Annotated in this window: 15 protein-coding genes; 8 read left to right on the forward strand and 7 right to left on the reverse strand. The window is 35.8% G+C overall.

Annotated features, from left to right (window positions below; genetic code table 11):
- Positions 1-562 precede the first annotated feature (562 nt).
- From LB888_RS06305 to LB888_RS06325, 5 genes are all read right to left on the reverse strand, one after another.
- Complete coding sequence (locus LB888_RS06305) at positions 563-697, reverse strand: hypothetical protein (protein ID WP_318752275.1); 135 nt, start codon at positions 695-697, stop codon at positions 563-565.
- A gap of 71 nt (positions 698-768) precedes the next feature.
- Positions 769-1,533: a helix-turn-helix transcriptional regulator gene (locus tag LB888_RS06310; protein ID WP_318752276.1), complete on the reverse strand. Its 765-nt coding sequence runs from the start codon at positions 1,531-1,533 to the stop codon at positions 769-771.
- 419 nt (positions 1,534-1,952) lie between these two features.
- A complete protein-coding gene (locus LB888_RS06315) occupies positions 1,953-2,609 on the reverse strand; it encodes a glutamine amidotransferase-related protein (protein WP_311920353.1) in 657 nt (218 codons plus the stop codon).
- A 3-nt stretch (positions 2,610-2,612) separates the two neighbouring features.
- On the reverse strand, positions 2,613-3,965 hold the full coding sequence (locus tag LB888_RS06320; protein ID WP_318752277.1) for a Mur ligase family protein: 1,353 nt from the start codon (positions 3,963-3,965) through the stop codon (positions 2,613-2,615).
- Between the two features lie 126 nt (positions 3,966-4,091).
- The gene (locus LB888_RS06325; protein ID WP_318752278.1) at positions 4,092-4,859 is read right to left on the reverse strand and encodes a thermonuclease family protein; all 768 of its coding nucleotides are present in this window, start codon (positions 4,857-4,859) and stop codon (positions 4,092-4,094) included.
- A gap of 515 nt (positions 4,860-5,374) precedes the next feature.
- Between LB888_RS06325 and LB888_RS06330 the strand changes: the two genes are divergently transcribed.
- Positions 5,375-6,628 (forward strand): IS110 family transposase, encoded by a 1,254-nt coding sequence (locus LB888_RS06330; RefSeq protein ID WP_318752279.1) that lies wholly within the window; start codon positions 5,375-5,377, stop codon positions 6,626-6,628.
- Between the two features lie 249 nt (positions 6,629-6,877).
- Here the strand turns inward: LB888_RS06330 and LB888_RS06335 are convergent, their stop codons facing one another.
- Both LB888_RS06335 and LB888_RS06340 read right to left on the reverse strand, forming a co-directional pair.
- Entirely contained in the window at positions 6,878-7,003 is a 126-nt protein-coding gene (locus LB888_RS06335; protein WP_318752280.1) for a hypothetical protein, read from the reverse strand.
- A 17-nt stretch (positions 7,004-7,020) separates the two neighbouring features.
- Complete coding sequence (locus tag LB888_RS06340) at positions 7,021-7,542, reverse strand: phosphohydrolase (protein ID WP_318752281.1); 522 nt, start codon at positions 7,540-7,542, stop codon at positions 7,021-7,023.
- Between the two features lie 602 nt (positions 7,543-8,144).
- Here LB888_RS06340 and LB888_RS06345 point away from each other — a divergent pair.
- From LB888_RS06345 to LB888_RS06375, 7 genes are all read left to right on the forward strand, one after another.
- Positions 8,145-8,819 (forward strand): response regulator transcription factor, encoded by a 675-nt coding sequence (locus LB888_RS06345; RefSeq protein WP_078756210.1) that lies wholly within the window; start codon positions 8,145-8,147, stop codon positions 8,817-8,819.
- Positions 8,820-9,172: 353 nt separating this feature from the next.
- Positions 9,173-9,886: a hypothetical protein gene (locus LB888_RS06350; protein WP_318752282.1), complete on the forward strand. Its 714-nt coding sequence runs from the start codon at positions 9,173-9,175 to the stop codon at positions 9,884-9,886.
- Positions 9,856-10,503, forward strand: coding sequence for a HAMP domain-containing sensor histidine kinase (locus LB888_RS06355; RefSeq protein WP_318752283.1), 648 nt, complete (start codon positions 9,856-9,858; stop codon positions 10,501-10,503). Before LB888_RS06350 ends, LB888_RS06355 begins: the two co-directional genes overlap by 31 nt.
- A 182-nt stretch (positions 10,504-10,685) precedes the next feature.
- The gene (rlmD, locus tag LB888_RS06360; protein ID WP_318752284.1) at positions 10,686-12,062 is read left to right on the forward strand and encodes a 23S rRNA (uracil(1939)-C(5))-methyltransferase RlmD; all 1,377 of its coding nucleotides are present in this window, start codon (positions 10,686-10,688) and stop codon (positions 12,060-12,062) included.
- A 257-nt stretch (positions 12,063-12,319) separates the two neighbouring features.
- Entirely contained in the window at positions 12,320-12,583 is a 264-nt protein-coding gene (locus LB888_RS06365) for a recombinase family protein (RefSeq protein ID WP_248416604.1), read from the forward strand.
- 8 nt (positions 12,584-12,591) lie between these two features.
- Positions 12,592-13,242: a recombinase family protein gene (locus LB888_RS06370; protein WP_318753960.1), complete on the forward strand. Its 651-nt coding sequence runs from the start codon at positions 12,592-12,594 to the stop codon at positions 13,240-13,242.
- A gap of 14 nt (positions 13,243-13,256) precedes the next feature.
- On the forward strand, positions 13,257-14,672 hold the full coding sequence (locus LB888_RS06375) for a HEPN domain-containing protein (protein ID WP_318752285.1): 1,416 nt from the start codon (positions 13,257-13,259) through the stop codon (positions 14,670-14,672).
- The last annotated feature ends 275 nt before the right edge of the window (positions 14,673-14,947 follow it).

Consider the following 14,947-nt stretch of genomic DNA (forward strand, 5'->3'; position numbering starts at 1 on the left):
GAGACCACACAACCACTGCGCTTTTAATTATTGAGCAGTCACTTGATTGATTTTATCAAATTTATGCCAAACCTCTTTAAGACGCAGATTGAGACCACACAACCACTGCGCTTTTAATTATTGAGCAGTCACTTGATTGATTTTATCAAATTTATGCCAAACCTCTTTAAGACGCAGATTGAGACCACACAACCACTGCGCTTTTAATTATTGAGCAGTCACTTGATTGATTTTATCAAATTTATGCCAAACCTCTTTAAGACGCAGATTGAGACCACACAACCACTGCGCTTTAATTAATGAACAATAACTTGATTGAATTTTTAAAGTTTATTCTCAATCTCGAGCATTGTCCGCTTAATAATGCAATTGAATAGATAATAATCCATCTAACAGGAAATATTCGCTTCACGATGAAATTGAATAGATAATAACGAACCTGGTGTGCTAGTCGAACGAGTGGTAAAAAGAGCTACTCAATCACATTAACACACCAGGTTTATTTTTTTGTTATAAAATGCATGGACTAAATTGGTTGCATTAAAGTACTTTTGCATCAGTATTAGCTTTGTTGAGTATTGGAAATAATAACATAAAAGATGACATATAAGATACCAGCTGCTGGCCAGATAATCCAAGACGTTGCCCAAGTATCAAAATATAAACTATAGACAATATAAATAAATAAGGCGGTCATCCAATAAATCGTAATCCAAGGATCGATCTTTGATTTAACTTTTTTCTTTGACGGTTGATACTCACCTTCTTCTAGTAATATTGCATAAGTATTCCGAGGTATACTAATTTGAATGAGTAAAGCACCCCCATCGCTATCAGAATGAGTAAAATTGCAATTCCAACTATTGAGATAAATTCATTGGCAAATAATAATTCAGCAATGAGGATACTTAAAGGTGATAATATAAGTAAGACGATAGCAAGAATTAATTTACCAATAAAGGCATTGCGTGATTGACGTTGCTTTTCTTGAACTAAAGGGACAATTCCTGGATCGAGAGCAATCGGGTCGCTTTCCATAAATTCATATTCAGATAATTGCATCCCGGCAAAAATTAAAATACCAACGCCAATGGCAACGAAAGTTAACACAAAAATGATGCCAATCAAGGAGGCGGTGTTTTCGGTTATATCTAATTTTCTAGATTCTTGCGCTTGCAATAATAGGATTAAAGCAATTGGCGAAGTAATTAAGAAAGCAGCGGCTAATGCGTACCATTTGGCCATTTTTTGACGTAAGTCCATAAAGTTTTTGGCCATTTCCAAGGTGACTCTTTTGGCGGGGGTCGAACCTTTTTGAACTGATGACGATTCTAGTAAATCATCCTTTAAGAGATAATCGGTTGACACGTCAAACAATTGGCTTAATTGGATAATTTTTTCTGAATCAGGGATCGCTTGGTTACTTTCCCATTTTGAAACGGATTGACGCGAGATATCTAATGCTTGTGCTAATTCTTCTTGAGACCAATGACGACTCTTCCTTAATTCGTAAATCTTTTCTGCTAAGTTCATATTTATCACTCCAATTTTGTTTTATTTTCTACTTTAATAATAGGAAATATGGTGATGGAATGCTATCAACTTGAGTTGACAATGTGTCAACTAGCGGTTGCAACCTTGATATAATCAGCTTTAACAAAGAATATTAAATATTTGAAAGGTTGATAAGTGAAAGTTTTAGATTTTAACACCCATTACGTAAGGCACGGTATTAGATAAATAATATCTGTTGCGAAGGAGCACTTGATGGCGATGGATTCAATAAAACGACATTATATTCACAGCGCGAGCATAAATGGCTAGTTAAAATTGAAAATAAAAAAAGAGCAAATAAATCATCTTAAATAGATAGAAGTAAGAAAGGATATAAATCCATTCGTTGAGGACCTCTTTTGTCATGCTATTTAAGTAATTTACTTGCTTATAAGCTTTTATATATTTTTTTGTTCAATTGCTAAATCAACCAAATGACGGGCTAACCATTCGTTTCTAACCAGTAGTGGGCCGTGGAAATAAGATCCAAAGGTGTTTTTATAATGCATCCCTTCGGTTTTATCTTGATTATTATTTCCATACCCCGTAATAACTTTGCCGAGTGGTTCTAAGGCATCGGTTAAGTAAGTGACACCATTATGGTTTTCAAATCCATAATAGGTTTGTTGGTTTATTTCATCATAGATTTCAATATCACCGATAAAACGACTATTGATTTGGCGTTCGGTATAATGAGGAAGCACGCCCAGACCTTTAATTTGTTCGCCATCGGCTGTTGTATAATACTGACCTAATAATTGGAATCCGCCACAAATTGCTAGTAAAACGCCGTTTTGTTCGATGTAACGTTTAATCTCAGGAATAAGACGCTGACAATCTTTGGCGATGATTTTTTGTTCAAAATCTTGGCCACCGCCAAAGAAGATAATATCGAAATCATCGGCATTGAACGGGTCTTCTAAGCTGACCATGGTTGTTTCAACCTGATAGCCTTTTTCGCGTGCATAGTACTGAATCATGAGTAAATTCCCATTGTCACCATAGGTATTGAGTAAATTCCCATACAAATGACAGATTCTAATCGTATTGGTCATTTTTTACGCTCCTTTGTTTAATTGAATATATCCTTTTTGAATAAAGGCTTCGCGTAAATCTAGCATGGCAGTATAAGTTGCTAAAATATGAACATATTCTGTCGGTGCAGCCTTTATCGCTTCAATAATTTGTTCATTGTTTTCCACTTGATTAATCAATTCAGGCTGAATACCAGCGACCGTTAGACGCTTGGTCATTTCATCAGCTTTCATCCCTGAAGTGACGACTTTTTCAATAGGGAAATCAACGATTTGTTCATAATGTCCGTCCCAAATCCAGCTGACGTCGGTACCATCGGCATAATTATTGTTTAAAATACTAATTAAAGTAAATGGATTTTGATCCAAACCAATCAAAGCTAGGACTTGGTTTAAGCCAACGGGATTTTTGACTAAGTTTAATAAAACCTTTTTACCTTCAATGTTAATCATTTCTTGACGTCCAAATACGCGTTCGGCTTTCATGAAGCTTTCACGAATTTTTGCCGGTTCGACATCAAAAAATGAAGCGACACTATAGGCAGCTAAAGCATTGTAGATATTATAAAGCCCCGCTACTGGAATTTCAAAATGGTGGCCGTCAATTCTGAAACTAGAATGAGTTAAGGCCAATTCTTCAACTTCAGTGACTTGATAGGTTAATTCAGGACGTTTGAAATCACAATGTTCGCAATAATATTTTCCTAAATTAGCATAAGTTAAAGAATGATATTTTAGAATATGGTGACAGTGCGGACATAAGACGCCATCGGTATTATAGTGGGGTTCCACATCGTGGTCGGCTTCGTGATTGAAACCAAAATATTGACGTGGATTAGGCAATTCAGTTGAATTGAATAAGGGTGAATCGCCATTTGCAATGACGGTAGCTGTCGGTACTTCTTTAGCTGCATTGGTCATTAGTTCATAGATTGAATAAATTTCTCCATAGCGATCCATTTGGTCACGGAAAACATTGGTATGTAAGAACGCAATAGGGTTTAGATGTTTCACCACGTGCTTTAAAGACCCTTCATCCACTTCTAAAACCGCAATCCCTTGCTCCCCTTTAGGAATAGCAGGAGCTGCTAGAAAAGTACTGACAATCCCTTGTGCCATATTTGACCCAGTAGGGTTCGTAACAATGTGATTGAACTTTTCTTTTAAAGCTTGTACTGTTAAGGCTGTGGTTAAAGTTTTACCATTGGTACCGGTAATAATGACGACTTGATAATTTTTCGCTAAATCAGATAAGATATTAGGATCAATTGTTTGGGCTAATTTACCAGGCAAACTACTCCCACCATTAGTAAAATTAGTTAAAACCCAACGACTGGATTTTCCGACTAAGCGAGCAATACTACTTCTAAGACTCATTGAATGTGTCTCCTTTATTTGATATTTCATTTCTATATAATAGCAATACTTGACTAAATAATAAAGGTTTAAGAATTAATTTTAATAAAAAAACTCCGTTTAGATAATAAACAGAGTGGCGAACCATTATAATTCGCAGGCAATTCCGTCTTTATCACGGTCCAACTGAGGGCGATAGCCAGGTTCACCTTGGTATAAAGGAGCAGCTCCAGCAGCTTTAGCTTCGGAACAGTTTTTAAAATAAATATTTTGGCTAGCTGCTTGATTATCTTGACTAGAAAAGCCGACTTGATTATTCTGAGCATTACTTTGGTATTGATCAACGTCAATATTTTCACCAAAGGTTTCGTTAGTTGACCATACATTTAACCCATTACGTTTAGCATAATCTTCGGAAAAAATAAGCGTTTCTAAATAGGGGCTATTAGCATCGTCTTGACTATAGTAAGCGGTCAATCCTTCTGTTGTCATAACTTCCTGAACTAAGATTTTGTCAGTCCATAAATAAATCAGTGAGCGACCTTGACTGTCTTTTTGCTCATCAGTTAGATATTCGATTTTAATATCTTTAGCAGATTGCAATAATTCATTTAAACGTGCTTTCGACTCATTGGCATAACTTTGTGGCCCAGTGACAGGATGCTGTCGTTTTGGTGCGTAGACATTGGCCAATTTAAAGGTTTTGACGTCGCCATTCTCTAATTCAATCTTTAAGGAATCCCCATCAATGACATCAAACTCTACGATGTCCACTAATTTAGCATTATTTTGTGGTTTTGCTAAAATTTTATACCCTAAAGTAGCTTCGTTGACCTCGGCTTTAACAGTCAAGCTAGGAAACAATATCATGAAACATAGTGCCATTAACTTAAAAAAATGAACTAATTTTTGCAATCAAAACACTCCTCGTAATATATATTTAGAAGGTCATTTCACACCCTTCTGATCGTCTCTGTTTCTCTTGATTTACCGAACATTCTGTCATAAATAAGGGGCTATCCGTTGTTAGACTGGACGATTTCGAAGAAATCGAACAGGATGACAATGGCAAGCAAGCGAAGCGCGCTAGCTCAGCCTCATTTCAATTCATAAAATGTTCAATTGTCCCTTTATATTGCTTGGTTACTGTGAGATATTGTAGGATAATAAGTCTTGGAAAGGGACTTACGGGAATATGCTGTTCACTCCTGTGGCTTTGTCTACTTCTTAAGTCTGTAACCCAGACCATTGATGTCACAACCAACACACTAGCTGTTTCCACCCTGGTTCACACCCGCTAGTAGGCGAGTGGCAGCTTGAATCAGCGTGATAAGTATTCTATTAAGCGAGGCTGTTATAGGCAATGGTATCCTGGGATATCCCACAGTAACCAAGCAATTTCCAAATATTATCGAAAGGAGGTCCCTCACATGAACTTATATGTCGGTTTAGATGTTAGTCTAGCTAAGCTAGATGTCTGTTGTTTAACGGATGATGAACAATTTTCTGTTTTGTTAGAACGTTCTTTTAAAAATGATCACGACGGTGCCACTGAACTGAAAGAATGGATTCTTCAAGCTTATCAGGACTATCACTTTGATCGAATCGTCATCGGCATGGAATCCACATCAGCTTATAGCTTTCATCCCGGTTACTTCTTCAAAGAAGACCCGGAGCTGAGTGAGCTGAATGTGGTAGTCACAATTGAAGAACCAAGCAAAATCAAGAAATATCGTGAAGTTTTCTCCGAAAATAAAAACGATGCTTTAGATGCGTTCTATATTGCTGATTACTTGCGAATCCAAAGGTTTAATCTCTCTTTCTTAAAGGAAGACCAATACATCGCCTTACAGCACCTTACACGGTCTCGCTATCAATTAATCAAGCAACTCACCACAGTCAAGCAACACTTCCTAGAAAATCTTTACTATAAATGTAATACGCTTTCGATGAATCTTAAGGAAGATGGGCATTCCACGACTGCCCTCAGTGCTACCGTCATCTCACTCATGACCGAAGACTATTCACTGGATGACCTGGCTAATATGCCTTTAGAAGAACTTGGGCAATTAATTCAAAAACTAGGACGGGGACGCTTCAAAGCACCCGAAGACTTAGCTAAAACAATCCAAAAAGCCATTCGTTCTAGTTATCGTCTCTCTAAGGTCCATGCCCAATCCATTGATATCGTGCTGGCTGTCTTAGTCCGTGAGATTCGATCACTTGAAAAAGCAATCAAAGAGCTCGACAAAGGGATTGAAGATATTGTTCAAACCCTACCAGAATATCAGTGCTTAACTTCTATTCCTGGTATTGGTCCGGTCTATGCTGCTGGAATCATCGCTGAAATCGGACAGATTGAACGCTTTGATTCTCAAGCAAAAATCGCCAAGTATGCCGGGTTATCCTGGAAGGAAAATCAGTCGGGAAAACGTTCGTCCCAAAACACACCGATGATTCATCGGGGCAATCGGTTCTTGCGTTATTACCTAGTTGAAGCTGCCAACTCTGTTAAACGTTATTTACCTGAATATGCCCAGTTCTATCATAAGAAATTCCAAGAAGTACCTAAACATCAGCACAAACGTGCCCTCGTCTTAACCGCAAGAAAATTAGTGCGTCTGGTGGATGTGCTACTACGCAATCACCAACTCTATACGCCACCGGAGGTGTTGCATAGATAAAAGACGAACAAAATAGAGCTAATTATTAATAAAGTTCGTGAAAAAAACGCGATTTCACGAGTGTTTATTTAGTGCGCCCTTAAACATCTAAATGATCAAAAGCCGAGTCTAAAATAATTTATTTTTCTCTTGACTTATTACCACTAGACTTAATAGTTTACTTATAACTATATCATACCATAAATATTTGTATAAAAAACACTTAATAAGAAAACGACTGATAACGATTCAACTAGTAAGGTTCTTCCATTATTCAATTAAGAATCGGTCTGAAATATCTACACCCGACTCGGCTAATTCGCTAAAGAAATCCTCAACAAATTGCACCATTCGTTGATGGCGCTTGATAGCTAGTTTTTGGCCTTTATCGGTCACAATTAAATCCTTGAGTTTTAATAATTTTTCATCAAAATGAGCAATAGCGTTACGTTTTTTTGACGATAATCCGCATAGTTATTTAATTCAACTTTTGCTAAAGCAGGATCATAAAAGGGAGCGTGTTTTACCTGGCCATTATATTGAAAGGTCCGCGCAATCCCAATGGCACCCATCGCGTCCAATAGATCAGCATCACTGACAATCATTGCTTCTCGAGTACGGTCAACTTGATGGAATCCACCTTTGAAACCAATCGATTGAATATCTTTGATTAAACGTGAGTATAATGTTGGCTCAATGTGATGGTCAGCTAAAATATTTTTTAACTGTTGTAATGCATCATCAGGATTAAGTTTATCATCTAACTCTTCATGGAGTAGAGCTAATAATTTAATGTAAGGAAAATCATCTTGCGGTTGTGCCAGATTTAAAGCTAAATAAGTAACACGGTAAATATGAAACCAATCGTGTCCACTGGCTTCATTTTGATACTTGGTTTTAATATACTGTTCAAGTTGTTCGATGTTATTAATCATAATAGCGCTCCTTGTATTATATCATTAAAAATCTTTTTGACTGAGGGGAAATCATTTAAAGCCGAATCATCATCCTATCACGGGGCTTGGTGTCCTAACCTTGAGCGATATCTCTTGGAAAGAATGATAACATAACCAACACACTTATACCTTATCGCTTACCTCCTTTAAAGACGATGATTGACCATCCTCGCGAATGCCGACTTAATTTTCTAAGCTAATGATTATCATTATAGCGTGTTTTTGATACAATGGATACAATTAGATGACATGGAGTGTCATGAACGATGGAAGCGATTGGGAGTAGACCAGAAGCTGAAAATTGAATAAATTTTGCTTCGTCTGCCCACCCCCGCACAGTTTGAAACCACTCAACCCTTGCGCTTTTAATTATCGAGCAAACTTATCTATTTTAAGTCAATTGAGTGAAAGAAAAACATCACCTTAACGTCAAAAGAAGCCTGTTTTTGGCATAAAAGTAGGGAATAAATCAACAGGAGAGCCATGATAGTAATCCGTTTTAATTAAATTTTAGGTATTTATTTTACAATCGAAATGTTAATATGGCCTATCTGAGAATAGTAGAGAGAAGAGGGATTAAGATGAAACTGTTATTAGCAGAAGATGAAAAAGATCTTGCTAAAGGATTGAAAGCAATTCTTGAACATAATAAATATATAGTGGATGTGGTTCATGATGGCGAAGATGCTTTATACTATGCTCAAACGGAACATTATGATTGTCTGATTTTAGACGTGATGATGCCGAAAAAATCTGGTTTTGAAGTGCTTTTTCAATTAAGAAAAGAAGGCTATCAAACCCCAATCTTATTATTAACGGCCAAAAACCAATTAGAAGATAAAGTAACCGGACTTGATTTAGGAGCTGATGATTACTTGACGAAACCTTTTGACACACCAGAGTTATTAGCTCGAATTCGTTCGGTTTTACGTCGCCCAAATAATTTTGTTTCCGAGATTTTGACGGTTGGAGATTGTATTTTAGATCGCAGTAATTACCAACTCCAAGCCAATGGCAAACAAGTGACGTTAAATAACAAAGAATTCCAATTGATTGAGATGTTCTTTTTAAATAACAATCAAGTTTTATCCAAAGAATTAATTATGGATCGTATTTGGGGGTTGGAATCAGAAGCCGAAATCAATGTTGTTTGGGTGAATATTTCTTCATTACGTAAAAAATTACAACAATTAAATTCAAAAGTAAAAATTTCCGCACAACGAGGATTAGGCTATACTTTAGAAGTGGAAGATTAATCGAACGATTGAAAAAAGTGAGTGGGTAAGAAGTGGAAATGCGATTAAATTTCGCTTTGTCTATTTAAGCGCGCACCGGTGAGTAGATATCAAATAAGTACTTAAGACACCATTCGATGCCCGTTGGCTAATGTGTCATAAAAACATCAGAAGGAATCAAAAGTCATTGTTAAAGTTATTGGCTATCTTCAAGAAGATTAGACGAAACAGATAAAAAATGGAAAATGTTTGCTTCGCCTATTCTTTAGTTAGTGATAATATTGATGAAATACTATATCAATTTACAATGACGATAAATGTTCTGCAATAAAAATAATATTAGGGAGTTTGGATGCGAATGAAGGTGAAGCGAATTGATTAATGAGATGAAACGCCGCTTTATGATTGTGTCAATGGGATCTTTTACCGTCGTAATGCTCATTTTGTTTTTAGTCTTAAATGGTTTCAATTATGCGCAAGTTATTAGTCGACAAGAGCAACAGACACTCGACTTCGTTGAAATGCAATTAGGTATCAACCAACGTGAGATTACTTTAAATAATGGCGCCACCGTCCTGATCGAACCCACGCCCAAAATTCGTAATAATACCTTTAATTTTGAAAACTTCTTTGGTTTAATTAAAGAGGAACGTGAAACCCGCGATATGATTGACTTTTTCTATGTTGTATTTGATAGTGAAGGGAAAATCAAACAAACAACCATCGGTATCGGGGAGAATATTACTGAAGCAGCTGCTCAAGAAGCTGCCATCGAAATCTATGGACAAGAGCTTACACATGGTTGGTCGGGTTATTATCGCTTTATGAAGAAAGTGTTGTTAGATGGACGAACGCTGGTGATGTATGTTGATTCGTTTGCCGAGATTGAAATGATTGTTCGTTTTTTAAGTTTATCAGCTGGGATTTTCGCAATATTATTAATTGTCGTTTATTTATTATTGGCTTATTTCTCGAAAAAAGCCATCATGCCATTAGTAAAAAATATTGAACGCCAAAAAAATTTATCAGCAATGCCAGTCATGAAATCAAAACACCTTTGGCTGTTTTATCGACGAATAATGATGTGATGGAAATGATTGGATATAAAAATGAATGGACTGAAAGTAATCGTAATCAAATTAAACGGTTGAATATGTTGATTGAGCAAATGTTGCTGTTAGCTCGTTTTGATGAAGGAAAAAATACCATTGAATTGACGAAGGTCAACTTGACCGATTTAATAAAAAATGAAATTAATGAGTTGAGTACTTTAATTAAAGAGAATGACAAAACGATTTTGCTGGAATTACCGGATAATTTAGTCGAAACAACAGATGAAGCAAGTATGCGTCAATTAACCACTATTTTATTAGAAAATGCCGTCAAATATCATGTAGGAAGCGAACCGATTATCATTAAATGGCAACCAGCCAAACGCGAATTATGGTTTGAAAATGAATGTGACCCGATGACTGAAGAAGAACGTAAACAATTATTTGAAAGGTTTTATCGACGTGATACAGCTCGCAACCGCGAACAAGGTGGTAGCGGAATGGGCTTGTCAATTGCAGCAGCAGTTGCAAAAGCAGCGGGGTTAAAACTGACAACCGAGTTAATCAATCCATCATGTATCGCATTTAAAATTGGTTTTAATGGGCACAACAAAGATAGTTGGCAAATTAAAGAACGCTTGTTTAAAAAATAATCAAGACCGAGAGGCTAGGATGAAACGAAAGTTTTTTCTTGGCCTCTTTTGTAATGATAGTGGCAGAAGCGTTATTGAAAGTATGGCTGACCGTCGTTATCTTATACTCTGAAGGGGATTGTACATTGAATTTAACTTAAAAGTAAGGTATTCTAAAGAAAATGAAAGAGGAGTGAAATCGCGTGTCAAAAAATAAAAACTTTAAGAAAAATCAAGAGGTAGTGGGACTCGTTGAAGATTTAACTTCAGAAGGGTTAGGCGTGATTCGGGTGGACGGTTTTCCATTATTCGTTGAAGGCGCGATACCTGGAGAAATTGTTCATGCCAAAATCATGAAAGCGACCAAAAACTTCGGTTTCGCTCGCTTAGTTGAAATAGAAAATCCGGCTTATGATCGTCGAGAAATTATCGACCCGATCGGTCGTCAAATCGGTACGATGACCTTGCAACATATGAGTTATGATTTACAACTGGCCTTTAAGCAAGAAACAGTGCGAAATGCCTTTCGTAAATTAGGCGGTTTTAAAAATATTGACGTGCGCATGACTTTAGGAATGAGTCATCCATGGGAATATCGTAATAAAGCACAAATTCCAACTAGAATGGTGGATGGTCAGTTAGAGACGGGATTTTTTAGAAAAAATTCGCATGAATTAATCCCAGTTGAAAATTTTTATATTCAGCATCATGAGATTGACCGCGCGATTGTAGTAGTAAAAAATATTTTACGTCAATTTAAAGTCGAAGCTTATAATGAGGAAAAACATTCTGGTATGATGCGCCATATTATTATCAAACGTGGACATTATACGGGTGAGATGATGGTGATTCTCGTTATCAATCAAAAAACAATGCCGCAAGCAGAAGCGATTGCCAAAGAAATTATGGTACAATTACCCGAAGTTGTTTCGGTGATATTGAATGTCCAAGATAAAAAGACCAATGTCATTATGGGACCAGAGTCCCGCGTATTGGCGGGTGAAGGTGAGTATCGCGATCAAATGTTAGGCAAGCAATTCTTTATTTCGGCGCATTCATTCTATCAAGTGAATACCCCACAAGCAGAAGTGCTTTACCAAGAAGCGATTAAAGCAGCAGCAATTAAAGATACTGACACCGTATTAGATGCTTATTGTGGCATAGGGACTATTTCCTTAGCCTTAGCGGATCATGCCAAACAAGTTTATGCCATGGAAATTGTTCCACAAGCGATTGAAATGGCTAAGAAAAATGCTGAGTATAATTATGTCGACAATGTGATTTTTGAAGCTGGAAAAGCTGAAGAAGTGCTACCAAAATGGAACCAAGAAGGCGTTCAATTTGATGTCGTGGTCGTCGACCCACCACGTAAGGGATTAGACCCTGAATTTATCAAAAGTGTCATTGAACAAGCACCGGAACGTATCGCTTATGTCAGCTGCAACCCAGCAACTTGTGCCAGAGATTGCCGATTATTTGCGGATGCCGGCTACAGGTTGGAATATGTACAACCAGTTGATTTATTCCCGCAGACCGTGCATGTTGAGTGTGTAGTATTGATGGAAAAGGTAAAGGGGTAGAATCTTGTTATATCAGCTTTTTGAATGTGTTAGTCATATTCAGAGAGCTGATTTTTTAGTATAATTGTTATGAATACTGACAAAATTAAGGAATTTAGCTAATAAATATCAAGTAGTATGGGGAAACTGATCAATATTATTTAATTGGAAAAAGTAATTTTATTAATTATGAATAACCTACTTATTATTCGGTTGTTTCATATAGATAACTAGGTTAATGATTATTAATGATGTAATTTTAGAAAGTGAGGAAACGAATGGACTTAAAGGACAATGTTTATTTCATACCCGCAAAACGTCCACCTAAACAAAAGCGGGTCGCTATATATGCTCGAGTCAGTTCTAATACTAAAGAACAGTTACGTAGTTTAGCTAATCAAGTATCAGCTTTAACCCAGAAAGTTTCCTCCGTTGAAGATTGGCTCTTAGTGGGTATCTATATTGACGTCGCTTTAGCAAAGAAAAATGCTAAGCGAGAAGAGTACAATCGTATGATTGAAGACTGTGTCAAAATAAGATAAATCTGGTAATCACTAAGAGTTTTAGCCGCTTTGGTCGAGATACTGTTGAGGCACTTGAGACAATTAGGCTATTTAAGGATCATAAAGTCCAACTTATTTTTGACCAAGAAAACTTTGATACTTTTAGGGATGATGGGGAACTCATTCTCTCTATCTATGAATCAGTGGCCCAAGCAGACAATGAATCGAGAGGTCGAAATATTAAACTAGGTCATCGTCACCGAGCTATGGACGGCATTTCCAGTCTTTATCATCGCAAGTGTTATGGTTATGATCATGATGAAGAAGGTTATTTAGTGATTAATGAGAAACAAGCTGCATTGGTTCGACAAATTTTTGATTGGTATATGGAAGGCAATAGTATTGTGGGTCTTATTAAATTACTTGAACAACATGAAATAGCCTCACCCCGTGGTAAAGCTAAATGGTCGAAACGTGCCTTGGAAACCATGTTAAGCGATGAGAAGTATATTGGGAGAGTTCATTTATTTAGAGATAATGAAGAAGAAGGAAGTTACGTTTCATATAATAACCATCCAGCCATTATTTCAGAGAATACATTTGAACAAGTACAACAAGAGAAGAAAAAGCGGAGTAATGTAGAAAAAAATGGTGAAAAAGTAATGAGGAAGAGTAGAAAGTATAGTTCTAAAGTATAAAAAGGAGGAATTGAGTGGTAGATTTAGATTTTTATGGAACAGGTAAGTTTACATCAGATAGTTTTGAGGGGAAAGAATATCAAGGGAATCTTTATTTAAATTCTGATGAAGGTGGAATAATGTTGGAATTTGAAATTTTACATCAAGGTGGTCCTTTAAGCTATCTTGAAATCCCGTTAGAAATTAAGTATATCACGGGAGAGTTATCAAATGGTTTTAAAATGACACTATTAAACTGTACTAGGCAGTCGACCGAATCTAAAATTGGATGGGGAGATACATTTACATACTTAGCTGAATATATGATTGAGGGTTTAAAGATACCAAACGGCAATATAGATAAATTTACAGAAGTATATTTCGATATTCCCGAGAGTATATTATGGGGAAACAGATCAAAATATTATATAGATGATGGTTTTGGTCTATTTGATAAAGAGAAAGAAAGGTTAAAAATATATTCAAACGACGAATTAACTATTGATTATCAGGTTTTTGGCAGTATGTTGCCAGTACATGAAATTGACCTATTAAACCAAGAAATTATATTAAAACAAAGACCCTCGATTAAGATTTTAAGTAATACACCTAAGAGTTTTAGCTTCTTTCTGAGCAAATTCAAACATGTTAGAAGATTTATAGAAATTGGAATGAATAGACCAGTCATAGTAACCAGTATTACAGTTATTACAGTAGATGAAGTTTTAAAGTTAAATAATTTTGATTTAGAATTTCCTCAAAGTTTCCAAGTTAGTAGTTGGAATAAAAAAATTGATAAGTCATATCCTAAATTTAGAGATAGAAGTTCATACCTATTCAATTTAGATGATGTATTAGAAAAAGGAAATCTGAATATTTATGTAGAAAACAAAAATAAATTAGAGCCGGTATTAGATTTATACTTAGATTTTGTCTACTCAAAAAACATGACTGTCACACAGGCTTTTTTAAATGTAACTCAAGCATTAGAAACATATCATTCGCGTTTTGTTTGTAGGGGGACTCTTTCTGAATTTAAACAAAGAATAGAGAACATTATTTTAAAAGATGTACCTGAAGGAAATCGAGAATATTATCGAAAAATTTTATTAGCAAATTCTCAAAGAAAAATAACGTTACAAAGTAGAATAGCGGATTTATTATTGGCGGATTTTGCTGTACATTTTTATACGGGAGAAATTTCTTATGAAGATTTTCCTATGAGAGTCGTATCTACGAGAAATTACTATACTCATTATGATGAAAGAAAAAGAGATCAAATAATACCTGATGAGGATTTACAATATTATCTCTCAATTTTAAAGTATATTTTAGAATATTATATGCTAAAAGAATTGGGTTTTTCAGATGTTGAATTTCGTAAACAATGTATTAGTGAAAAAATGAGAAGAATCTCAATTCATTTTGATGTGGTTAGAGCGAGTAAATAGCCTAATTATTATTTAGAAAGCTTTAAGAAAATATGTGATTACTTCAAATTCTGATATAATAAGGTTTTGAATATTATTTTCTTATGACGAATTACTAAAAAACTACATGTTGAGTGTGTAGTATTGATGGAAAAGAAGAAAGAGTAATATGTTGCTATATCAGCTTTTTGAATGTGCATACCATATTCAAGGGGCTGTTTTTTTAGTATAATTGGATTGGAAACGGCTGAGGTTGGGAATTGTATCCAAAAATTAATAGCTAGTATGTGGGAATT

This window comes from Globicatella sp. PHS-GS-PNBC-21-1553, from assembly GCF_033564055.1.
Taxonomy (GTDB): Bacteria; Bacillota; Bacilli; order Lactobacillales; family Aerococcaceae; genus Globicatella; species Globicatella sulfidifaciens.

What these genes read in the sequence shown, in the direction of transcription:
- LB888_RS06305 (WP_318752275.1), bottom strand. Translation starts at nt 697, where the DNA reads ATGACCGCCTTATTTATTTATATTGTCTATAGTTTATATTTTGATACT.
- LB888_RS06310 (WP_318752276.1), bottom strand. Translation starts at nt 1,533, where the DNA reads ATGAACTTAGCAGAAAAGATTTACGAATTAAGGAAGAGTCGTCATTGG.
- LB888_RS06315 (WP_311920353.1), bottom strand. Translation starts at nt 2,609, where the DNA reads ATGACCAATACGATTAGAATCTGTCATTTGTATGGGAATTTACTCAAT.
- LB888_RS06320 (WP_318752277.1), bottom strand. Translation starts at nt 3,965, where the DNA reads ATGAGTCTTAGAAGTAGTATTGCTCGCTTAGTCGGAAAATCCAGTCGT.
- LB888_RS06330 (WP_318752279.1), top strand. Translation starts at nt 5,375, where the DNA reads ATGAACTTATATGTCGGTTTAGATGTTAGTCTAGCTAAGCTAGATGTC.
- LB888_RS06340 (WP_318752281.1), bottom strand. Translation starts at nt 7,542, where the DNA reads ATGATTAATAACATCGAACAACTTGAACAGTATATTAAAACCAAGTAT.
- LB888_RS06345 (WP_078756210.1), top strand. Translation starts at nt 8,145, where the DNA reads ATGAAACTGTTATTAGCAGAAGATGAAAAAGATCTTGCTAAAGGATTG.
- LB888_RS06365 (WP_248416604.1), top strand. Translation starts at nt 12,320, where the DNA reads ATGGACTTAAAGGACAATGTTTATTTCATACCCGCAAAACGTCCACCT.